The organism is Streptomyces sp. NPDC042371 (assembly GCF_056437465.1).
In genome coordinates, this window is the sequence record NZ_JBWKAP010000001.1 from 462,370 (window position 1) to 483,280 (window position 20,911).

At 70.3% G+C, this 20,911-nt stretch carries 19 protein-coding genes and 1 tRNA gene; 8 read left to right on the forward strand and 12 right to left on the reverse strand.

The window, feature by feature from the left end; all coding sequences use genetic code 11:
• Positions 1-231: 231 nt before the first annotated feature.
• Positions 232-480 carry a helix-turn-helix domain-containing protein gene (locus AC068B_RS02090; RefSeq protein WP_478668393.1) on the reverse strand — a complete coding sequence of 83 codons (249 nt, stop codon included), beginning with the start codon at positions 478-480 and terminating at the stop codon, positions 232-234.
• 377 nt (positions 481-857) lie between these two features.
• Positions 858-929: transfer RNA gene (locus AC068B_RS02095), tRNA-Val, on the reverse strand.
• Between the two features lie 183 nt (positions 930-1,112).
• Between AC068B_RS02095 and AC068B_RS02100 the strand changes: the two genes are divergently transcribed.
• The 5 genes from AC068B_RS02100 to AC068B_RS02120 all read left to right on the forward strand — a co-directional run bounded on the left by AC068B_RS02100 (position 1,113) and on the right by AC068B_RS02120 (position 5,830).
• Positions 1,113-1,967: a DUF4097 family beta strand repeat-containing protein gene (locus tag AC068B_RS02100; protein WP_478668395.1), complete on the forward strand. Its 855-nt coding sequence runs from the start codon at positions 1,113-1,115 to the stop codon at positions 1,965-1,967.
• 77 nt (positions 1,968-2,044) lie between these two features.
• Positions 2,045-3,541, forward strand: coding sequence for a hypothetical protein (locus AC068B_RS02105; RefSeq protein ID WP_478668396.1), 1,497 nt, complete (start codon positions 2,045-2,047; stop codon positions 3,539-3,541).
• A gap of 161 nt (positions 3,542-3,702) precedes the next feature.
• On the forward strand, positions 3,703-4,224 hold the full coding sequence (locus AC068B_RS02110; RefSeq protein ID WP_478668398.1) for a DUF4383 domain-containing protein: 522 nt from the start codon (positions 3,703-3,705) through the stop codon (positions 4,222-4,224).
• A 23-nt stretch (positions 4,225-4,247) separates the two neighbouring features.
• Positions 4,248-4,883 (forward strand): bifunctional 4-hydroxy-2-oxoglutarate aldolase/2-dehydro-3-deoxy-phosphogluconate aldolase, encoded by a 636-nt coding sequence (locus AC068B_RS02115; protein ID WP_478668399.1) that lies wholly within the window; start codon positions 4,248-4,250, stop codon positions 4,881-4,883.
• Positions 4,880-5,830, forward strand: a complete 951-nt coding sequence (locus tag AC068B_RS02120; RefSeq protein ID WP_478668401.1) for a sugar kinase — start codon at positions 4,880-4,882, stop codon at positions 5,828-5,830. Before AC068B_RS02115 ends, AC068B_RS02120 begins: the two co-directional genes overlap by 4 nt.
• A gap of 32 nt (positions 5,831-5,862) precedes the next feature.
• Here the strand turns inward: AC068B_RS02120 and AC068B_RS02125 are convergent, their stop codons facing one another.
• From AC068B_RS02125 to AC068B_RS02140, 4 genes are read right to left on the reverse strand one after another with little or no spacing between them, the layout of a single operon-like run.
• Positions 5,863-6,078 (reverse strand): FmdB family zinc ribbon protein, encoded by a 216-nt coding sequence (locus AC068B_RS02125; RefSeq protein WP_478668402.1) that lies wholly within the window; start codon positions 6,076-6,078, stop codon positions 5,863-5,865.
• Between the two features lie 9 nt (positions 6,079-6,087).
• Positions 6,088-6,897 (reverse strand): HAD family hydrolase, encoded by an 810-nt coding sequence (locus AC068B_RS02130; RefSeq protein WP_478669214.1) that lies wholly within the window; start codon positions 6,895-6,897, stop codon positions 6,088-6,090.
• 2 nt (positions 6,898-6,899) lie between these two features.
• Positions 6,900-9,380, reverse strand: coding sequence for a phosphoribosyltransferase (locus AC068B_RS02135; protein ID WP_478668403.1), 2,481 nt, complete (start codon positions 9,378-9,380; stop codon positions 6,900-6,902).
• Positions 9,381-9,436: 56 nt separating this feature from the next.
• On the reverse strand, positions 9,437-10,621 hold the full coding sequence (locus AC068B_RS02140; protein ID WP_478668405.1) for an HpcH/HpaI aldolase/citrate lyase family protein: 1,185 nt from the start codon (positions 10,619-10,621) through the stop codon (positions 9,437-9,439).
• A 247-nt stretch (positions 10,622-10,868) separates the two neighbouring features.
• Here AC068B_RS02140 and AC068B_RS02145 point away from each other — a divergent pair, with 247 nt between their 5' ends.
• Positions 10,869-11,744, forward strand: coding sequence for a TerD family protein (locus AC068B_RS02145; protein WP_478668406.1), 876 nt, complete (start codon positions 10,869-10,871; stop codon positions 11,742-11,744).
• Positions 11,745-11,814: 70 nt separating this feature from the next.
• Here the strand turns inward: AC068B_RS02145 and AC068B_RS02150 are convergent, their stop codons facing one another.
• From AC068B_RS02150 to AC068B_RS02175, 6 genes are all read right to left on the reverse strand, one after another.
• Positions 11,815-12,558 (reverse strand): TerD family protein, encoded by a 744-nt coding sequence (locus AC068B_RS02150; RefSeq protein ID WP_478668408.1) that lies wholly within the window; start codon positions 12,556-12,558, stop codon positions 11,815-11,817.
• 157 nt (positions 12,559-12,715) lie between these two features.
• The gene (locus tag AC068B_RS02155; RefSeq protein ID WP_478668409.1) at positions 12,716-13,861 is read right to left on the reverse strand and encodes a DUF475 domain-containing protein; all 1,146 of its coding nucleotides are present in this window, start codon (positions 13,859-13,861) and stop codon (positions 12,716-12,718) included.
• A 223-nt stretch (positions 13,862-14,084) separates the two neighbouring features.
• Positions 14,085-14,660, reverse strand: a complete 576-nt coding sequence (locus AC068B_RS02160; RefSeq protein WP_356261870.1) for a TerD family protein — start codon at positions 14,658-14,660, stop codon at positions 14,085-14,087.
• 245 nt (positions 14,661-14,905) lie between these two features.
• The gene (locus AC068B_RS02165) at positions 14,906-15,481 is read right to left on the reverse strand and encodes a TerD family protein (RefSeq protein WP_055564366.1); all 576 of its coding nucleotides are present in this window, start codon (positions 15,479-15,481) and stop codon (positions 14,906-14,908) included.
• 113 nt (positions 15,482-15,594) lie between these two features.
• Positions 15,595-16,062: a peroxiredoxin gene (locus AC068B_RS02170; protein ID WP_478668411.1), complete on the reverse strand. Its 468-nt coding sequence runs from the start codon at positions 16,060-16,062 to the stop codon at positions 15,595-15,597.
• A gap of 221 nt (positions 16,063-16,283) precedes the next feature.
• Complete coding sequence (locus AC068B_RS02175; RefSeq protein WP_468559526.1) at positions 16,284-16,715, reverse strand: DUF3052 domain-containing protein; 432 nt, start codon at positions 16,713-16,715, stop codon at positions 16,284-16,286.
• Positions 16,716-17,083: 368 nt separating this feature from the next.
• Here AC068B_RS02175 and aceE point away from each other — a divergent pair, with 368 nt between their 5' ends.
• Positions 17,084-19,816 carry a pyruvate dehydrogenase (acetyl-transferring), homodimeric type gene (gene aceE, locus AC068B_RS02180; protein WP_468559524.1) on the forward strand — a complete coding sequence of 911 codons (2,733 nt, stop codon included), beginning with the start codon at positions 17,084-17,086 and terminating at the stop codon, positions 19,814-19,816.
• Positions 19,817-19,943: 127 nt separating this feature from the next.
• Positions 19,944-20,876, forward strand: a complete 933-nt coding sequence (locus tag AC068B_RS02185; protein ID WP_478668412.1) for a potassium channel family protein — start codon at positions 19,944-19,946, stop codon at positions 20,874-20,876.
• The last annotated feature ends 35 nt before the right edge of the window (positions 20,877-20,911 follow it).

Below are 20,911 nucleotides of genomic sequence, written 5' to 3' on the forward strand. Positions count from 1 at the left end.
TCTGCACTACGCACACGGGGCCCCCGGCGCCGACGATCCGGAGCAGCACGGGCACTCACATCTGCCACATCTGCACGCCCCTAGGGCGGACAGCTGCGGACACGTGGGCAATCGTGCGGCGGGAAAACGCCATTCTGGATAGCCCGTACTGGCGCGAGAAGGGGCCGGTCACCTGATCCGCGCCGCCGACCGGCGGCCTCGACCGGTTCCCCCGATCCGGCCGAGGCCGCCCTAGACGAGGTCGCGGAGCGGGACGTCGAGGGCGTCGGCGATGCGGATGAGGGTGTCGAGGAGGGGGCTCTGGTGGCCCTGCTCGATGCGGTTGACCGCCTGGCGGTCGATGAGCGCAGCCTCAGCCAGCACGTCTTGGGTCATGTTCGCGTGGTTGCGTGCAGCCCGGATGCGGTCGCCGATGTCTCGCCGGACGGCGAGGACACGTGGTGAGGGGGGCGGGACAGGGTGTTCACGTGTCCGCCTCATCCGGCCACCCTTGGCTCTGACTCGGTCAGAGCAGGCCGCCCCACCACAATTGCGTGGTGGGGCGGTCTAGTTTGTTCGTGCGGCCCCCGCCGATTCATGCGACGGGGGCCGTAGCCTGCGGGCCCGGCCTCCCCGCCGGAGCACCACAGGATTGGACGAGCACGTGTCTGGCGCGCGTGGGGAGACACACCACCCCTCGTCAGCTGTGACTCTATGCGGGAGGCTGGCGCCGTCCAGTCCCCCGCACGGGCGATGGACACCGCAAGGCCGGTGTGGGGATGTGGACTCTTAGTGGACTTTGACCACGAAGAGCCCCCCCCAACCGATCACGGCTGGAGGGTCTCAAAACAGGCTTTCACCTGGTGTTACCTACCCGGTGGGCGCGGACGGTTTCGAACCGCCGACATCCTCCTTGTAAGGGAGGCGCTCTACCCCTGAGCTACGCGCCCGGGAACGAGTGGACAGCCTACCTTGCCGCAGGCAGTGCCCCGCAAACCCCTTTTGCGCCGCCGGAGGCCCCGCGTCCGGGGGTTAACCCCACCCCGAATCCGGTGGCGGCCCGGATCCTGCCGACTCGGGCGGCTCCGTAGAGTCTGTCGGAGACAAGCAAGATCATTACAGGGGGATCCGTCATGACCGTCCGCGCCCGTCGTCCACGCGCCGCCCGCACCCTCGCTGCCGTCGGCGGGACCGTGGCCGTCGTCCTGCTCGTCGGCGCGTGCGGGGCCGACGCCGATGGCGACACGGAACCGGAGCACCGGACGTTCGCCCTGGCAGGGAAGACGCTGACCGTCGAGTCCAGCGACACCTCGCTCGAACTCGTCCCGGCGGGCCGCGGTGCCAAGGGCGTGAAGGTGACCCGGTGGTTCGACGGGGAGACCGTGCTCGGCGGCGACCCCAAGGTGACGTGGGAGATGGACGGCGACCGGCTGAAGCTCGGCATGGAGTGCTCCGGAATCATCACCAACTGCTCGGCCAAGCACCGCGTGGAGGTGCCCCGCGGAGTCGCAGTAACCGTCGAGAACAAGGACGGCAGCGTCTCGGCCAGCGGGTTCCGGGACGCGATGAAGGTGCGTACGAAGGACGGGTCCGTCACCGTCAAGGACTCCGGCGCACCGCTCGACGTGAACAGTTCCGACGGGTCGATCACCGTCGAGGGGGCCGAGGGGCCGCTCGGCCTGCGCAGCTCCGACGGCTCCATCACCGCGCGCGACGTCACGTCCGGGCGGGTGGCCGTCGACTCCAAGGACGGGTCCGTGCTGCTGGCACTGGCCGCCGTGCCCGACCGTGTCGAGGCCCGCAGCAAGGACGGCTCCGTCGACATAGCGGTGCCGAAGGAGAAGGACGGCAAGCGCGTCCGGTACGACGTACGGACCGAGACCTCCGACAGCGCCGTCGACGTGTCGGTGCCGAGGGACGACGGCAGCCCCCACCACGTGTCCGTCCACAGCTCCGACGGCAAAGTCACTGTGCGCAGCGCGAACTAACGGGCCCGTGTATTCGTCTTTAACCGGTGGGAGAATGTGACACCGGGCAGGGCGGATGACAGCACGGGAGAGGGATAGTGACGGCGACACCTTCGCAGCCGTACACACCGGACGGAGCAGGGGCCGAGAGAGCGGCAGAGGCAGGGGCCGTAGGGGTAGGCGGTGCGGCGGGCGGCGGGCTGCGCTTGCAGGCTCCCTCTCGTCCGTCCCGCGGGAGCGCACGCCTCGGGAGCGCGCGCCGCGGCCCCCTGCGTGACGCCCTCGCCCTCGTCACCGTCGTCACCCTCTCCCTGCCCCTGCTCGCCCTCGCCGTCCCGGCCGCGTTCGCGGGCGGCGGCACCCGGCGCTGGTTCGGCGGGCGCGGCGAGAGTCAGCGCGCCGAGGCGCAGGCCGCCAAGGACGCCGCCGCCGCGGCGTTCTACGAACTGGACACCGCCCAGCGCGACCTGCGCATCTCCATCGAGACGATCGTGGCCGTCGACTCCTCGCCCGCGGCCCGGCGCGCCGTCTCCGACTTCGAGGCGATCGGGCACCGCATCGACGAGGTCAGCCACCAGTACATCAGCGCCGTGGACGCCCACGACCTGGACCGGGACGACCTGGAGTCCTCCGTCGCGGCCCGCGCGAGGACCGAGCTCACCGCCGCGAAGACGGAGCTGGGCAAGGCCAAGCAGGACCTGGAGCGCTTCCAGCAGGGCCTCGGCCCGCTGCTCGACAAGGCGGAGACCCAGCTCGCCCGGCTCGCCCCCGCGGTCGAGCGGGCCCGCCAGACCCTGCTCGCCGCGAGCAACGCCCTCGATTCCGTGCGCGCGGCCGGACTCAAGGCCGACGACCTCGCCGCCCGCCTTGCGACCCTCGGCCCCGAGCTGACCAAGCTCAACCAGGGCGCGGGCCGCCATGGCGTGCCGGAGACGCTGCAGCGCGCCGACCGCGTCCTGCGCGACGCCGAGGCCGTGCGCGCCGAGGCCGAGCAGCTGCCCGAGCGGGCCGCCGAGATCGACCGGCGGCTCGTCTCCCTGCGCACCCGCGCGCAGGCGCTGACCACCCGCACCGGCCAGGTCGAGCCGGTCCTCAGCGAGCTGCGGCGCCGGTTCTCCGCCGCGTGCTGGCAGGACCTGCAGCACGTCCCCGACCAGGCCGTGGAGAACGTGCGCCAGGCCGAGGCCAAGCTGAAGGAGGCCCAGCAGGCGCGCGCCGAGCAGCGCTGGCCGGACGCCACCTCGCTGCTCTCCACGGTCCGTGCGCTGCTGAACACCACGGACGAGGCGGTCTCCGCGGCAGGCGACCGCCTCCAGCGGCTGAACGCGGTGTCGAAGGACCCGCAGCAGGAGATCGAGCGCACCCGTTTCGCGATCCGGGACGCGCAGCGCCTGGCGATGACGGGCCGCCAGACGCCCGAGCAGCGGCACGCCCGCCCGCTCGACGAATCCGTGGCCCGACTGGACCGCGCGGTGGCGTCCCTGGAAGGCCGCCACCCCGACTACTGGCACTTCCTGACCGAGACCGAGGCGGTCCGCACGACCGTGTCACGCGTGGTCGCGCAGATAAGGGAGGAGCGGGGGCAGGGCGCCTGAGGAGCCGAGCCCGGCGCGACGACTGCCCTGCGCCACATACGGGTCACGGCCGCCGCTCCCCGTGCGGTTGGCAGTCGCCGTCCCGCAGGCGGATCCTGGAGTGGCGTACGGGGCTCGGCGTGCGGACGTACGTCGTCCTCCGCTCGCACCAGGAGGCTGGCATGGCCACACACGTGCTCCATCCAGGGACGAAGCGGGGAAACCGGCGCCACATCACGCTCGACGAGCATCTGCCCGTCGACCACCGGCTGAACCAGGTCTACCGCGCGGGCGCGGGCCTCATGGGCCTCGTCCTGCTCGCGTTCGGCATCCTCGGGCTCATCGACAAGATCGGGTTCTTCGACACCCGCGGTGACTCGGTCGCCGGACTCAGTACGAACGGCGCCCTGAGCGTCCTGTCGATCGTCGTCGGTCTGCTGCTCCTCGTCGGCATGGTGATCGGCGGGAACTTCGCCTCGACCCTGAACACGGTCCTCGGCGTCGCGTTCATCGTGAGCGGCTTCGTCAATCTCGCCCTGCTGGACTCCAGCCACAACTTCCTGGCGTTCCGGATCCAGAACGTCCTCTTCAGCTTCGTAGTGGGCGTGCTGCTCATGACCTTCGGGATGTACGGCAGGGTCAGCGGCGGTCTGCCGCACGACAACCCGTACTGGAAGGCGCGCCACCCGGATCGGACCGGCTGAAACGGCTGTGCGAATGTGGGGAGATGCTCGACTTCCCCACGGCTCTCCGGGCGCGGCGCCTCGTCGCCATCGTGCGCGGCACCGATCCAGACGCCTCTTTCCGTACGGTCATGACGCTGGTGGAGTCCGGTGTCCCGCTCGTCGAGGTCTCCCTCAGCGGCGCCGACGCGCTGGGCTTGCTGCGCCGGGCGCGGGCCGAGCTTGGCGCGGACGCCTGGCTGGGCGCGGGCACGGTCCTCACCGCTGACGACGCCCGACGGGCCGCCGAGGCGGGCGCCAACCTCATCGTCACGCCCGGCCTCGGCGCGGGCGTGGACGAGGCCGTCCACCTGGGGCTTCCGGTACTGGGCGGCGTCCTCACGCCCACCGACGTCATCGCGGCCCAAGCGGCGGGCGTGACCGCGCTGAAGATCTTCCCCGCGTCGGCGATGGGCGGCCCCGGCTACCTCAAGGCGCTGCGGGCCCCCTTCCCCGACGTCCCGTTCGTGCCGGTCGGCGGTGTGGACGCGGCGGCCGCCGAGGCGTATCTGGAGCTCGGCGCGGTCGCGGTGGGCGTCGGCTCGCCGCTGATCGGCGATGCGGCCGACGGCGGCGACCTGGGTGCGCTGCGGACGCGGGCGACGGAGTTCGTGCGGGTCGCGGAGGCGGTGGCCCGATGAGCGACGTCCTGACCCTCGGCGAGACCATGGTCGCCCTGCGCGGCAGCGGCCCTCTCAAGCTGGGCGGCTCCATGGACCTGTCGGTCGCCGGGGCCGAGAGCAACGTGGCCATCGGCCTTTCGCGGCTCGGCCACACCGTCCGCTGGGCGGGCGCGGTCGGCGACGACGAGGCGGGCGAGCTGGTCCTGCGCACGCTGCGCGCGGAGGGCGTGGACGTCGGCGCGGCCACGAAGGACCCGGAGGCTCCGACGGGCCTGATCCTCTTCGAGCCGCGGCTGCCGGAAGTGACCCGCGTGCACTACTACCGCGCGGGCTCGGCAGGTTCGCGGCTCGCTCCCGAAGCGGTCGAGGCGGCCTTCGCCGCCGGGCCGCCGCGCGTCCTGCACGTCACCGGCATCACCCCGGCCCTCGGCCCGTCGGCGGCGGAGGCCTGCCGACGCGCCCTGCGGCTCGCCCGCGAGCACGGCACACAGGTCTGCCTGGACGTGAACTTCCGCTCCCGCCTGTGGAGTTCCGAGCAGGCGGCGACCGAGCTGCGCGCTTGGCTCCCCTACGTCGACGTGCTTATCGCCTCCGACGACGAACTGCCGCTGTGCCTGCTGTCGGGGGCCGCCACCATCCCGGAGCCGGAGAAGGTCCTCCTGGACGAGGGGATCCGCGAGGTCGTGGTCAAGCTCGGCGCGCAGGGCGCGACCGTCCACACGGCCGACGGCCCGCTGCACTCCCCCGCGCGCGAGGTGCGGGCCGTGGACGCGGTCGGCGCGGGTGACGCGTTCGTCGCCGGTTATCTGTCGGCGCTGCTCGACGGCGCGAACATGTCGACCCGCCTGGACCGGGCGGTCACCACGGGCGCGTTCGCGGTGGCGTCGCGGGGCGACTGGGAAGGGGCGCCCACGCGGGCGGAGTTGGGCCTGCTGAAGGCGGGCCCGGGCACGGTGGTCCGCTAGGCACCCGCCCAGCGGACGCCCGCCTCGCGACCTCAGCCGCAGCAACCCCCACCACAGCAGCCACCGCCGCCACCCGCGCCAGGACCGGCCGAAGCCGCGGCCGACCCCCCGACGGCCACGGTCGACAGCAGCTTCACCGTGTCCTCGTGCCCGGAGGGGCAGGACGCGGGATCGGCCGACTCGGCCATCGGGCGGCTGAGCTCGAAGGTCTCACCGCAGGACCGGCACCGGTATTCGTATCGAGGCATGGCCCCAGGTTAGCGGGGCCCCACCGCCCCGAGGAACGCCTTGGCGATCTCCTCCCCCGCCGCGATGCCCCGCTCCGGCAGCACCGTGAGCCCCGCCGCCGTGAAGCCCGTGTCCGCGAGCTCGCCGTGCCCCGGCCGCCAGGAGCGGTCCGCCGCGAGCAGCAGGTCGGCGTCGAGCAGCGAGTCGCCCGCGGCGAGGATCTCCTCGGCCCCGGCCCGCCGGGCGACCTCCCGCACGGCCGCGCTCTTGGTGAGCGGCTTCGGCACGGCGTAGAGCTTGCGGCCCTGCAGCGACACGGTCCAGCCGCGCCCCTCGGCCCAGACGGCGAGCTCCTTGACCCACTCGTCGGGCAGCAGCGCACGCTCGACGACGAGGTACGCGAAGAGGTCCTCCGCGACGCGCTCCTTGAGCAGCCAGGCGGGGTCGGCGGTGCGCACGAGGTGGGCGCGGACCTCGTCGAGCGAGGCGCACTCCGCGGCGAGGCGGCGGGCGACCGCCGACTGCCAGTCGGGGTCGGAGACACCGTCGACGAGCAGGTGCCCGCCGTTGGCGCAGACCGCGAACTTCGGTGCGGGGCCGGGGAGATGGATGCGTCCGTACTGTTCGCGCGTGCGCGTGGTGGTCGGCACGAAGACGGCCGTGCGCGCCAGCTCGGCCAGGAGTCCGGCGGCGTTCTCGGTGACGTACGACAGCGGCTTGCCCTCGTACACCTCGACGCAGAGCAGGCGCGGCGCCTCGGCGTCCGGCATGGTCAGGCCGAGGGCGGCGGCGGAGTAGATGAGGGTGCGGTCGAGGTCGCTCGCGACGATCCTGGTCACGGTCACTGGGAAGCCACCGCCTTGCCGTCCGCGCCCGTCGCGCCGCGCGTGTACTGGGGATGGATCAACCCGACGCAGGTGTACGGGAGTTCGTCGACCTCCTCGACGGGTACGCCCCGCTGCTCGGCGAGCAGGCGTACGTGATCGAGGTCCGCGCCCGCACCCTTGCGGGCCAGGATCTTCCAGGGGACGCGGCGCAGCAGCACCCGGGTCGTCTCGCCGACGCCCGGCTTGACGAGGTTCACGTCGTGGATGCCGTACTCCTCGCTGATCCGCTCGACGGCGGCCCAGCCCTCCCAGGTCGGTGCGCGGTCGGCGGCGAGCAGCTCCTTGACCCGTACGTCGACCGCGTCGGCGACCTCGTCGAAGCGGGCGGATATCGCGTCGACGAAGTGGCCGGACACGTCGGTGCCCGCGAGCTCGCGGTAGAACTTGGCGCCGTGGAAGTCGTCCGGGCCGACCAGGTCGGCGCGGAGCACCGTACGCGAAATCAGTCCGGAGACCGTGGAGTTGAGGCAGGCGGAGGGGATGAGGAAGTCCTCGCGGGTGCCGTAGGTGCGGACGCACGAGCCGGGGTCGGCGAGCACGGCGATCTCCGGACTGAATCCGGTGGCGCCGCCCTCCTCCTCGAACTCCCGCACCGCGTCGGCCAGTTCACGGGTGATCGCGCCCTTGCCGGTCCAGCCGTCGACGAAGACGACGTCGGACGGGTCGTGGTGGGCGGCGAGCCAGCGCAGGGCGTTGGCGTCGATGCCGCGGCCGCGGACGATCGACACCGCGTAGTGCGGCAGGTCGAGGCCGTGCCGGTGTGCGGCCCAGCGGCGCATCAGGACGCCGACGGGCGTACCGGCGCGGGCCAGCGAGACGAGCACCGGGCGCGGCGACCTCTCGGCGAGCACGGTCTCGGTGACGGTTCCGACGGCCTGCGCGATGCGGGCGGCGGAGGTGTCGAGGGCGGCGCGGAACAGGTCCTGGTAGCGCTCGCTGGGCTGGTACTCGACGGGGAGCGACTCGGCGTAGTGCGCGCCACCGCTCTGTATCGCCTCCTCGCGCTCCTCCGTGGGCGCTTCGAGCGTCACGTCCGAGAGGTCCTGGAGCAGCCAGCCGACGTCTTCGGGTGCGTACGAGGAGAAGTCGGGGCCGCGGAGGGGCTCGGGGAGCATGCGGGACCTTTCGGGAACGTGCTGAGGTACGTAGGAGGGGACGACGGCCAGCAGGACGTGTCCGGTGTGCGCGGCCAGCTGCGCCAACAGGCCGTCCTGCGCGTGCAGTTCGGGGGTGTCGGCGACCGAGTCCACGACCGCGACGATCGCGTCGAAGCCTGCCCCGGCGACGTTGTAGGCGTACCGGGTCCCTGGTCCGTCGGCGGGCTCGTCGTGCGCGGGGAAGGCGAGGCGGGTGCGTATCGCATAGCCGGGGTCGTCCACGGCGAGGACGGGCGAGCGGGTCGTGGTGGAGAACCGCACCTCCGCGCCGGTCCGCCGCTCCAGCTCGACGCCGAGCGCGAGCGGGGCGTACATCAGCTCCTCGAAGCCGAGGACGAGCACGCGGCGCGCCCCGTCGGGCAGGGCCTTCGCGATCCGGGCCGCCATGTCGGGCAGGGCGGCGTCCAGGGCCGCGCGGTGCGTGGGCGTGAAGCCGTGCCGCCCACCGTCGGGGAGACCCGCGGGCCAGCCGAGCTCGACCCTGTCGATCCGGCCGCGCTCCCCCCGGGGCTGCGGGACGGCGGCATCATCAGGCCCGCTCTCGTGTTCGGCGACCAGCGCCTGCCCCTTCTCCAGGACGCCGTCGGGCAGCCGCACCGTGCCGGACGCCGTCGCGACGAGGTCGACGCGCGCGCCGATCTCGCGGGCGAAGTCGGCGATCCGCTCCTGGTCCCGGGGCGAGCGCATGTCGACCAGCGCCACGATGACGTACCGCTCGCGCGGGAAGCGCTCGTGCAGGGCGCGGACGGTGTTCAGGACGGTGTTGCCGGTGGAGAACTCGTCGTCGACGAGGACCAGCGGCCCGTCCCCGGCGAGCAGCCGCGGGTCCTCGGGCAGCAGCAGGTGCGAGGTGGCGTGCGAGTGGGACTCCTCGAAGCCGCCCGCGCGCTCGACGCCCTCGACGGGGCGCCGGGTGGAGTGCAGATACGGGGCGAGGGCGACGCCGTCGGCGACCGAGTGGCCGAGGCCCGTCGCGGTCTCCGCGTAGCCGAGGACGACGGCGCGCCCAGCCTCGTCGTCGCCGAGGAGGTCCCGCACCCGGACGCCGAGGTCGCGCCCGGCCGCGTACACGGCCGAGGGGTGCTGCGGGACGTGCTTGCCCAGGACGTTCGACACCAGGAGGTGGGCCCGCTTGGGGTTGCGGCGCAGGGCGAGGCCGAGCATGCCGCGCAGCGCCTCGTCGCCTTCGAGGCCGACCCCGAGCCGCTCGGCGACCCAGGTCCCCGACCATCCCGTCGCCGCTGTCTCCGGCACCGCGTCTTCAGTCACGTACGTCATGTTCCTTAGGTTCATCGGCCGGGAGTTCCGGCCGTTCGGGCGGGCGGCCCGGCGGTTCAGGCGGGAAGCCCCGCGGTGAGCAGCTCCACGAAGCCGACGTCCTCCCTGGCGACGCCGAAGACCTCGGCGCGGCGCAGGGTCCGCTCGGCCCAGGCGCGGTGCGGCTTCACCTCGTTCATCTTGTTCGTGTACGAGGAGCGCAGGACCCCGCCGCCGCCCCGCTCCGGACGCAGGATGTCCTCGGCGTCGCTGAACTCCTCGTGGCTGACCACGGAGAGCGCGTGCACGGGCAGCACGTGGGAGGGGTGGATGCAGGTCTTGCCGAGCAGGCCGTTGGCGCGGTCGAGCTCGATCTCGCGGAGCAGCCCGTCCATGTCGTGCTCGATGAGGGCCTGGCGCAGTTCGTCGGCCCGGCCCTCCAGGAAGGGGCTGCGGCGCAGCTGCGGCTTGAACATCCGCTCCTGGACGCGGAAGTACTCCCAGACCGGTCCTGTCACGGTGAAGCCGGTGCCGTCGGCCCTGCCCAGCACGTTCACCACGTCGGCGATGACGGAGGCGACGATCTGTACGTCGTACGCGGTCATGTCCGGCGGCCTGCGCAGTCCGTACGCCGAGCAGAAGTCGGTGACGCCGAGGCGCAGGGCGAGGACCCGGTCGCGGTACTTGTCGACGGTGCGGGCTATCCCGGCGAGGGTCTCGGCGCGGCTCTCCAGGTGCAGCAGCTCGGGCGACTCCAGGACGGGCATGGCGAAGAGCCGCCGTGCCGGGCCGTCGGGCCCCGCCGGAAGATCCGCCTCCGCGGCCACCAGCGCCTCCATGAAGGGGACGCCCCGCTCCTCGGTGAATTTGGGCAGTACGAATCCGGACAACAACCGGATGTTCGTCCCGAGCCTGCGGACCAGGTCCGGTATCTGCTCGGCGGCGCGGACCCGGATGAAGAGCAGGGGCGGCTCCACGTCCCGCTCCGCCAAGTCGGCGAACTGCCGGACCAGGTTCTCCTCGGCGTCGGCGACCTCGGCGTCGTCTATGGAGTCCTCCAGGCAGATCACCATGGAGATCACCCCGCGCCCGGCCTGTTTCAGGATGTCCTCGGCGAGGCGGGGACGGGTGGCCGGGCTGTAGAGCGTGGCACCCAGGGCGGACGCGAGCAGGTGGGGCGCGGAGTCCGCGGTGAAGGCACACGGCTCCCGGTGGAAGAGGCGGTGCCGCACCTCTGGGGTGATATGCCCGAAATGACGCATGTGATTCCCTGTTATCGCCTGTTCTCGTCGACGTGGGCCGTTCGGATGTGGCCGGTAATAGTACGTAGAGACGGGTGCCGGGGGTTCCCTCCGGGCATGAACTTCAGGTAACCCGGCCATGTCACACATGCTCACCACACAACCGTCGCACGCTCGCACCACTCGCAGGTCAGGAGCCTGGTGACGCGGCCGGGGCCTTCGGCCCCCCGCGTTGTCCCGGCCCTGTGGGGGAAGGCAGGATGACCGCATGACGCACGCGATGTTGAAGGGGTCGAACGTCCCACTCGAAGCCTCGGCGGTCCGCGCCGTGCTGCGCTGGACCCCCGGACAGGGCGTCCCCGACGTCGACGCGTCGGCGCTGCTGCTCGGCGGCGACGGGCGGGTGCGCTCGGACGAGGACTTCGTCTTCTACAACCAGCCGCGCCACCCAGGGGGCAAGGTCTGGCGGCTCGGCAAGAAGCGGACCGCCGAAGGCCTGACCGACACGATCCAGACGGATCTGGCGGGCATGGACCCGGCCGTGAGCCGGGTGCTCCTGGCCGCGTCGGCGGAGGGCATCCCCTTCGAGCACGTACCCGCACTGCGGATCCTGCTGTACGACGCCACCGTCACGGACGGCGCGCCGCTCGCCCACTTCGACATCACTCCGCAGACCGGCGAGGAGACGGCGCTGATCTGCGGGGAGCTCTACCGCCGCGGTGAGGGCTGGAAGTTCCGCGCGCTCGGCGAGGGGTACTCCAACGGCCTGGAGGGCCTCGCCTCCGACTTCGGGATCTCCGTGGACGACTCGGACTCCGCCTCGCCGGAGCCCGCACCCTCGGCCTCCTTCCCGCTGCCGCCGCAGCAGCCCATGCCGCAGCAGTCGGTGGCCCCGCCGTCCGCCGCCCAGCCCGCCCCGCAGTCGCCGCCCCAGCCCTCGTACGGCTACCCGCCCGAGCCGCCCCGGCACCCGGCGCCCCAGCCCGCCTACGGCTATCCGCCGGCCGCGGCCACCCAGCCCACGCCGATCGCGCCGCCGGTCCCCGTCGCCCAGCCGTCGTACGGCTATCCGCAGCCGGTTGCCCCGATGCCGGACCCGAACTTCCGGCTGCCTCCGCAGGGCCCGCAGTTCCTGTCCCGCTGAGCGTCCCGTCGGCCGTGCGACCGGGGCCGGGGGGCCCGGTGGATCCGGTGGGCCTGGCGGGCGCACCGGATCAGCCGACCTTGGCCTTGTAGCCCCGGCCCCACTGCAGCCCCCAGCCGTACAGCCGGTCGAGCTCGGCCTGGAATCCGTAGACGAACTTCACCTCGCGGCGCACGATCAGCTCGTCCTTGACGTTCTCGATGGAGACCACCGCGCACGAGCGGGCCTGCGGCTGCCGCTCGTCCAGGTCGATCTCGATCCGGGGACCGTTGCTGGGGTAGAGCGTGACCTTCGCGTGCGTACGGTCGAAGGCGGGCGTCTGGTCGTAGATGTACACGAAGATCAGCAGCCGCTTGATCGCCTCGCGGTGGTCGAGATTGACGTAGAGCGTCTCGCCCGTCCCCGAACCGAACCGGTCGTCGCCGCTGCCCTTCACGTACGGCGGGGAGTTGAGGCTCCCGAAGAAGTTGCCCAGCGGCTGCACCACGCCCTTGTCGCCGTCGTTCAGCTCGTACAGACAGCCCAGGTCGAGGTCGACGTTGACCATGCTCTGTGTGTGCGCCTGGACCGGCTCGGGCCGGAACATCTGGAAGGGGTGCCGCAGCAGACCGCTGCCGCCACCGCGCGACTTGCCGATGAGGTCGGACGTGCGCATCTGCCAGGACAGGTTGACGCGCAGGTTGCCGGTGGCCGCGCCCTGTTTGGAGAGCGAGACCGTCGGGTGCCGTTTGGTCAGTTCGATGGAGTTGGTGGCGGCGCTGCCCGATTCGAAGTCCATCGAACGCCCACGCCACAGACCGTCCCAGAAGGACATTGCGCCCCCAAGTGCCCTCGTACCACCTACGAATACCGACGGGGCGGCCATGAGGACATCTCCTCGACGGCCGCCCCGCACAGAGCGTTCCTCACCCTGGCCGTCGTCACACTCCGGGAACCGGAATCGGACAGCTCGGCGAGGGAATCAGTCAGTCTCAGACGCCCGAGGAGACCTCCGCCTTGTCTCCTGAGCTCCCTTGCCCCTCGGCCGCCGCCAGCCGCTTGTTGCGCCTCACGGAGGAGAAGAAGGACCAGGCGATCAGGAGGACACCGACGGAGCCGGTGATCACTTCGTGGATCTCGTACTGGATGGTGACCAGGAGGATCACGGCGAGGGCACCGATCGCGTAGTGCGCGCCGTGCTCCAGGTACACGTAGTCGTCGAGGGTGCCCTGGCGGACCAGGTAGACCGTGAGGGACCGGACGTACATGGCACCGATGCCGAGGCCGAGGGCCATCAGCACGATGTCGTTCGTGACGGCGAAGGCGCCGATGACACCGTCGAAGGAGAAGGACGCGTCCAGGACCTCGAGGTAGAGGAACATGAAGAACGCCGCCTTGCCTGCCAGGACGACCGCAGGAACCTTCTTGCCCGACTTGGCGGCCGCTTCCTCCTGCTCGTGCTCGCGCTCCTCCTCTTCCTCGAGCTTGTTCTCGAAGTATCCGGAGAGGCCGCCGACCACGAGATAGGTGATCAGACCCGCGATGCCTGAGATGAGGACTGTCTGCGCCTTGTCCACATGCATGCCGCCGTGCTGGTGGGCGTGGGTGGCGACGGTCATCGCGGAGACCAGGAGCACGACGAGCGCGATGCAGACCGACAGCATGTCGACCTTGCCGAGCTTGGCGAGCGGACGCTCCAGCCAGCTCAGCCACTTGATGTCCCGGTCCTCGAAGATGAAGTCGAGGAAGATCATCAGCAGGAACATGCCACCGAAGGCGGCGATCGACGGGTGCGCGTCGGTGACCAGCTGCTGGTACTGGTCCTTGTCGTTGAGCGCGAGGCGGACGGCCTCGATCGGGCCGATCTTGGCGCTGATGGCCACGATGACGACGGGGAAGACCAGCCGCATGCCGAAGACCGCGATCAGCACACCGACGGTGAGGAAGATCTTCTGCCAGAAGGCATTCATCTTCTTCAGGATTCCGGCGTTGACCACGGCGTTGTCGAAGGACAGCGAGATCTCGAGGACGGACAGGATCGCCACGACGCCGAAGCCGGTCCACCCTCCGTAGAGCACCGCGGCGACCAGGCCGAGCGCGGTAACCGCGAACGACCAGCCGAAGGTTTTCAGAAGCACTGGCTACCCAATCGTGTGTGTACGGGCTCCCGTGTAGCGGTCTCCCCCGCGCCGGTCCCCTGCTTTACGAAACGTTGACCCCGAAGTGTAGAGGTCCCGCTACGCGTCCGGGGAGGGCGACCCTCCCCGGACGGAGAGGACTCACCGGGCGCAAGCCCGTCGGCTGAGATTCCTTGGGTGGCTCTCCGTCTTCGCCGCCGGGCCACACTGCGTGCATGACCCTTTACGAAACGTTGACCCCGAAGTCCAGAGCGATGCCGCGCAGACCGGACGCGTACCCCTGTCCGACCGCTCGGAACTTCCACTCTCCCCCGTACCGGTACACCTCGCCGAAGATCATCGCCGTCTCCGTGGAAGCGTCCTCACTGAGGTCGTAGCGCGCGAGCTCCTGGCCGTCCGCCTGGTTCACGACGCGGATGAACGCGTTGCTGACCTGGCCGAACGTCTGGCCCCTGTTGTCCGCGTCATGGATCGAGACAGGGAAGATGATCTTGTCGCAGCCCGCCGGGACCTGGGAGAGGTCGATCAGGAGCGACTCGTCGTCGCCGTCGCCCTCGCCCGTGAGGTTGTCGCCGGTGTGCTCGACGGAGCCGTCGGGGCTCTTGAGGTTGTTGTAGAAGACGAACCACTCGTCGCCGAGGACCCGGCCCGCGTTGCACAGCAGTGCGCTGGCATCGAGGTCGAAGGGGGCGCCGGTGGTGGAGCGCGCGTCCCAGCCGAGGCCTACGAGGACCTGGGTGAGATTGGGTGCGGCTTTGGAGAGGGAGACATTGCCTCCCTTGGCGAGCGTGACGCCCATGGTGAAGTCCTCCCCGTGGTGACGAGAGCAGAAGCCCGCGGTGACGAGAGCAGAAGTGCCCGCGGTGCCGGGAACGTGTGTCCCCCTGAGGACGGGAACACACGTCTCCGTGGTGACGGGAGCCCGCGCGCCGCGGTGCGGGCGCACGAGATGGCGAGCACGTCCGGCGCCGCACTGTGAACCTGTGCGGCGCCGGACGGAGAGCGCTGAGCACCGGGGCGCTGGAACGCCGGGACGTGCTCGGCTCAGACGTTGACGCCGAAGTCCTGCGCGATGCCGCGCAGGCCCGAGGCGTAGCCCTGGCCGACCGCGCGGAACTTCCACTCGGCGCCGTGGCGGTACAGCTCGCCGAAGACCATGGCGGTCTCCGTCGAGGCGTCCTCGGAGAGGTCGTACCGCGCGATCTCCGCGCCGCCCGCCTGGTTCACGACGCGGATGAACGCGTTGCGCACCTGGCCGAACGACTGCTGGCGGTTCTCCGCGTCGTAGATCGAGACCGGGAAGACGATCTTCTCGACGTCGGCGGGGACCGCGGCCAGGTCGACCTTGATCGCCTCGTCGTCGCCCTCGCCCTCACCGGTGGTGTTGTCACCGGTGTGCTCGACGGAGCCGTCGGGGCTCTTCAGGTTGTTGAAGAACACGAAGTTCTGGTCACTGGTGACCTTGCCCTCCGTGTTCGTCAGGATGGCGCTGGCGTCGAGGTCGAAGTCCGTACCGGTGGTGGTGCGGACGTCCCAGCCGAGGCCGACCAGAACCGCGGTCAGGCCAGGCGCCTCCTTGCTCAGCGATACGTTGCCGCCCTTGCTGAGGCTGACTCCCACGAATCCTCCCAATTGATGTCCAGGGGCGGGGAGCCCCAAGCGTTGCGTTGCCATCGGATCAACGTGTGGATCCTAGTGACCGGTTCCCGGCCGTGAGCGAAAACAAAGCTCGCTCAGAGCGTTTCGAGCGCCTTCACGTACTCGTTCAGGTCACGTGCGTCGGGCAGGTCATTGACCACCGTCCAGCGCACCACACCCTCCTTGTCGATGATGAAGGTGCCGCGCACCGCGCAGCCCTTCTCCTCGTCGAAGACGCCGTACGCGCGCGAGACATCGCCGTGCGGCCAGAAGTCGGAGACCAGCGGGTACTCCAGGCCCTCCTGCTCGGCGAAGACGCGCAGCGTGTGGATGGAGTCGTTGGAGACGGCGAGCAGCTGGGTGTCGTCGTTGACGAACGTCGGCAGCTCGTCGCGGAGCGCACAGAGCTCGCCGGTGCACACACCGGTGAACGCGAACGGGTAGAAGAGCAGCACCACGTTCTTCTCGCCGCGGAAATCGGCGAGCCGCACGGTCCGGCCGTGGTTGTCCTTCAGCTCGAAATCCGGGGCCTTGGTGCCGGCCGCGATTCCAACGAGCGCCATGTGTACGCATCCCTTCGACGGGCCCATTCGGGTGGGGCTGTTCGAGTGAGTCCACCCTACGTCCGCCTGTTCCTGGCGGTCCGCACCCCACGCATGCGCAAGGCCCCCGCCGACGAATGCTGTCGACAGGGGCCCTCAGAGCGCTCCGAAGGGGCACGGGGAATCGCGCGGCCGCCGCGTCGTAGCCGCGGAGGCCGCGCAATGCGTGCCCAGTGGAGCGTTTACCGCTTCTTGGCGGCCGCCTTCGGCGTATTCAGGCGGCTGCCGTTCCAGTCCTTGCCTGCGTTGATGCTCTTCGTCTGGGACAGGCCCGCAGTGGTGGCCGCCTCGCCGATCTCGCTCGGCTCGACGTAACCGTCACGACCGGTCTTCGGAGTCAGCAGCAGAATCGAGCCGCCGTCCTCCATGTACGCGATGGAGTCCACCAGCGCATCAGTCAGGTCCCCGTCGTCCTCACGGAACCAGAGCACCACGGCGTCAGCCACGTCGTCGTAGTCCTCATCGACGAGCTCTGTGCCTGTGGCCTGCTCGATGGCCTCGCGGAGCTCCTGGTCGACGTCGTCGTCGTAGCCGATCTCCTGGACCACCTGGTCGGGCTGGAAACCAAGCCTTACGGCCAGGTTCGTCTCCGCGTGGTCCGCGGTCGCGCTCACGGATTGCCTCCTGATCATGTTTTTGGGAATGCCTGTCAGCCACGCGCGTGCGCGGGGCGTTGGCCGTAGTCCACACGGGCGGGACGGATCGCGCAAGTACCCGGCCGCCGAGACCGCCGAAACGGTGACGTTCCCGACCGTGTCGCCGCAACTGTCGCCACATCTGTGCGAGACCGAACGGCTCTGCGAAGCGGTTAGGCAGGATGGGCGTATCGTTGCGATTTGGGCCGAGCCTACCCCAGGGTGGCCGGATGAACGTCTCGGTTACCTATCGGTAGACATGACGTTTGCGTCCGCGAGGTACACGATGGGAAGCGGTGCACGGCCAGGCATAACCCAGGCGAGAGCCCCAACAGCGAAGGAACAGCGTGGCTTCCGGATCCGATCGCAACCCGATCATCATTGGCGGCCTGCCGAGTCAGGTCCCGGACTTCGATCCCGAAGAGACCCAGGAGTGGCTCGACTCCCTCGATGCCGCGGTCGACGAACGCGGCCGTGAGCGCGCCCGCTACCTGATGCTCCGGTTGATCGAGCGCGCGCGGGAGAAGCGCGTCGCCGTGCCCGAAATGCGCAGTACGGATTACGTCAACACGATCGCCACCAAGGACGAGCCGTTCTTCCCCGGCAACGAGGAAATCGAGCGCAAGGTCCTGAACGCCACCCGCTGGAACGCCGCGGTGATGGTCTCGCGCGCCCAGCGCCCCGGCATCGGCGTCGGCGGCCACATCGCCACCTTCGCCTCCTCCGCCTCGCTCTACGACGTGGGCTTCAACCACTTCTTCCGCGGCAAGGACGAGGGCGACGGCGGCGACCAGATCTTCTTCCAGGGGCACGCGTCCCCCGGTATCTACGCCCGCGCCTTCCTCCTCGACCGGCTCTCCGAGCAGCAGCTCGACGCGTTCCGCCAGGAGAAGTCGAAGGCCCCGAACGGCCTCTCCTCGTATCCTCACCCGCGCCTGATGCCGGACTTCTGGGAGTTCCCGACCGTCTCGATGGGCCTCGGCCCGCTCGGCGCGATCTTCCAGGCCCGGATGAACCGCTACATGGAGGCGCGCGGCATCGCCGACACCTCCAAGTCGCACGTCTGGGCCTACCTCGGTGACGGCGAGATGGACGAGCCCGAGTCCCTCGGCCAGCTCTCCATCGCCGCCCGCGAGGGCCTGGACAACCTGACCTTCGTCGTCAACTGCAACCTCCAGCGCCTCGACGGCCCGGTGCGCGGCAACGGCAAGATCATCCAGGAGCTCGAGTCCCAGTTCCGCGGCGCCGGCTGGAACGTCATCAAGCTCGTCTGGGACCGCAGCTGGGACCCGCTGCTCGCACAGGACCGCGACGGCCTCCTGGTCAACCGGCTCAACACCACCCCCGACGGCCAGTTCCAGACGTACGCGACCGAGACCGGCTCCTACATCCGCGAGCACTTCTTCGGCGACGACCAGCGCCTGCGCGCCATGGTCGAGAACATGACCGACGAGCAGATCCTGCACCTGGGCCGCGGCGGTCACGACCACAAGAAGGTCTACGCGGCGTACGCGGCGGCCAAGGCCCACAAGGGCCAGCCGACGGTGATCCTCGCCCAGACGGTCAAGGGCTGGACCCTCGGCCCGAACTTCGAGGGCCGCAACGCCACGCACCAGATGAAGAAGCTGACGGTCGACGACCTCAAGGGCTTCCGCGACCGCCTGCACATCCCGATCACGGACAAGCAGCTGGAGGACGGCGCCCCGCCGTACTACCACCCGGGCCGCGACTCCGAAGAGATCCAGTACATGCACGACCGCCGCAAGGGCCTCGGCGGCTACGTCCCGACCCGCGTCGTGCGCTCCAAGCCGCTGCAGCTCCCCGAGGAGAAGACGTACGCGGCCGCGAAGAAGGGCTCGGGTCAGCAGTCGATCGCCACCACCATGGCGTTCGTCCGCATCCTGAAGGACCTCATGCGGGACAAGGAGATCGGCAAGCGCTTCGTGCTGATCGCCCCCGATGAGTACCGCACCTTCGGCATGGACGCGTTCTTCCCGAGCGCGAAGATCTACAACCCGCTCGGCCAGCAGTACGAGGCCGTGGACCGCGAGCTCCTCCTTGCGTACAAGGAGTCGCCGACGGGCCAGATGCTGCACGACGGCATCTCGGAGGCGGGCTGCACGGCGTCCCTCATCGCCGCCGGTTCGGCCTACGCCACCCACGGCGAGCCCCTGATCCCCGTGTACGTCTTCTACTCGATGTTCGGTTTCCAGCGCACCGGCGACCAGTTCTGGCAGATGGCCGACCAGCTCGCGCGCGGTTTCGTCCTCGGCGCGACCGCAGGTCGTACGACCCTGACCGGCGAGGGCCTGCAGCACGCGGACGGCCACTCGCAGCTGCTCGCCTCCACCAACCCGGGCTGCGTCGCCTACGACCCGGCGTTCGGCTACGAGATCGCGCACATCGTCAAGGACGGCCTCCGTCGGATGTACGGCCCCGACAGCGAGGACGTCTTCTACTACCTCACCGTCTACAACGAGCCGATCCAGCACCCGGCCGAGCCCGCCGACGTGGACGTCGACGGCATTCTCAAGGGCATCTACCGCTTCAAGTCCGGTGAGCAGGGCGCCATTCCGGCTCAGATCCTCGCTTCCGGTGTCGCGGTTCCATGGGCGGTCGAGGCACAGCAGATCCTCGCTTCGGAGTGGAACGTCAAGGCGGACGTCTGGTCGGCGACCTCCTGGAACGAGCTGCGCCGCGAGGCCGTGGACGTGGAGCGCCACAACTTCCTGCACCCCGAGGAGGAGCAGCGCGTCCCCTACGTCACGCGGAAGCTCTCCGGCGCCGAGGGCCCGTTCGTGGCCGTCTCCGACTGGATGCGGAGCGTCCCCGACCAGATCTCCCGCTGGGTGCCCGGCACGTACCAGTCGCTGGGCGCGGACGGCTTCGGCTTCGCCGACACCCGCGGTGCGGCCCGCCGCTTCTTCCACATCGACGCGCAGTCGATCGTGGTCGGCGTGCTGACCGAACTGGCCCGTGAGGGCAAGGTGGACCGCTCCGTCCTGAAGCAGGCGGTCGACCGCTACCAGCTTCTCGACGTCACGGCCGCCGACCCGGGCGCGGCCGGGGGCGACGCGTAGCACGGCATAGGCCTCGGCAACACGGCATACGCCTCATTCGGAGGGCGGCGAGCCTTATTCGGAGGGCGGCGGGACTCGGGTCCCGTCGCCCTTCGGCTTTTCCGCGATGCCTTTCTACGATGCGCCCATGAAGGAACTATCGGCACAGACCCGTTGGGAGCGGCGCACCCAGCGCCCGCTGCTCGTACTCGCGGTGGCATTCGCCGTCGCCTACGCCGTGCCGATCGTGTCGCCCGACGCGAGCAAGTCCGTGACGAGAATCTGCTCGTTGGTGGAGTGGTCCGTGTGGGGCGTGTTCGCCGTCGACTACTCCGTACGTCTCTTCCTCTCCGGAAACCGCAAGCAGTTCGTCCGCACCCACTGGCTGGACCTGTGTGCCGTGCTCCTTCCGATGATTCAGCCGCTGCGGCTGCTGCGGCTCGTCTCCACGCTGGCGCTCGTCGGGCGACGGGCCCGCATGGCTTCGCAGATCAAGCTGACGACGTATGTCGCGGGCTCGGTGGTGGGCCTGTTGATGTTCGGTTCCCTGGCGGTGCTCTCCGTGGAGCGGGAGTCACCGAACGGGAACATCAAGACGCTCGGTGACGCGGTGTGGTGGTCCTTCACCACCATGACGACGGTCGGCTACGGAGATCTCTCACCCACGACGGGCCTCGGCAGGGTGCTCGCGGTCGGTCTGATGCTGTCGGGCATCGCGCTCCTCGGTGTGGTCACCGCGAACATCGCGGCGTGGTTCATCGCCCGCTTCGATAAGGACGACGTTGAGGAGCGGCGCCAGACAGCCGCGATCGAGGCGTTGACGGCGGAGGTGAGGGCGCTGCGTACGCAGGTGGCTTCGTTGTCGGGGGCGCCGGGGGCGCCGGGCGTGCCTGGGGTGCCTGGCGTGCCAGGGATGCCGGGCGTGCCAGGGATGCCGGGCGTGGGGGCGCGTGCGGGTGTGGTGCCCCGCCCCGGAGCGGCGGAGGACGACGGCTCGGGGGCAGGTGTGGGTGGTGTGGGTGGTACTGACATGGATGACACCCGCACAGGTGGTTCCGGTGCGTCCCGAGCCGGAGCGTAAGAGCCGCCCCGGCTCTCAGGGCCAGCCGTTCGGTG

What these genes read in the sequence shown, in the direction of transcription:
- AC068B_RS02100 (WP_478668395.1), top strand. Translation starts at nt 1,113, where the DNA reads ATGACCGTCCGCGCCCGTCGTCCACGCGCCGCCCGCACCCTCGCTGCC.
- AC068B_RS02150 (WP_478668408.1), bottom strand. Translation starts at nt 12,558, where the DNA reads ATGTCCTTCTGGGACGGTCTGTGGCGTGGGCGTTCGATGGACTTCGAA.
- AC068B_RS02140 (WP_478668405.1), bottom strand. Translation starts at nt 10,621, where the DNA reads ATGCGTCATTTCGGGCATATCACCCCAGAGGTGCGGCACCGCCTCTTC.
- AC068B_RS02115 (WP_478668399.1), top strand. Translation starts at nt 4,248, where the DNA reads ATGCTCGACTTCCCCACGGCTCTCCGGGCGCGGCGCCTCGTCGCCATC.
- AC068B_RS02160 (WP_356261870.1), bottom strand. Translation starts at nt 14,660, where the DNA reads ATGGGCGTCACGCTCGCCAAGGGAGGCAATGTCTCCCTCTCCAAAGCC.
- AC068B_RS02135 (WP_478668403.1), bottom strand. Translation starts at nt 9,380, where the DNA reads ATGACGTACGTGACTGAAGACGCGGTGCCGGAGACAGCGGCGACGGGA.
- AC068B_RS02110 (WP_478668398.1), top strand. Translation starts at nt 3,703, where the DNA reads ATGGCCACACACGTGCTCCATCCAGGGACGAAGCGGGGAAACCGGCGC.
- AC068B_RS02170 (WP_478668411.1), bottom strand. Translation starts at nt 16,062, where the DNA reads ATGGCGCTCGTTGGAATCGCGGCCGGCACCAAGGCCCCGGATTTCGAG.
- AC068B_RS02145 (WP_478668406.1), top strand. Translation starts at nt 10,869, where the DNA reads ATGACGCACGCGATGTTGAAGGGGTCGAACGTCCCACTCGAAGCCTCG.
- AC068B_RS02185 (WP_478668412.1), top strand. Translation starts at nt 19,944, where the DNA reads ATGAAGGAACTATCGGCACAGACCCGTTGGGAGCGGCGCACCCAGCGC.
- AC068B_RS02090 (WP_478668393.1), bottom strand. Translation starts at nt 480, where the DNA reads ATGAGGCGGACACGTGAACACCCTGTCCCGCCCCCCTCACCACGTGTC.
- AC068B_RS02120 (WP_478668401.1), top strand. Translation starts at nt 4,880, where the DNA reads ATGAGCGACGTCCTGACCCTCGGCGAGACCATGGTCGCCCTGCGCGGC.
- AC068B_RS02125 (WP_478668402.1), bottom strand. Translation starts at nt 6,078, where the DNA reads ATGCCTCGATACGAATACCGGTGCCGGTCCTGCGGTGAGACCTTCGAG.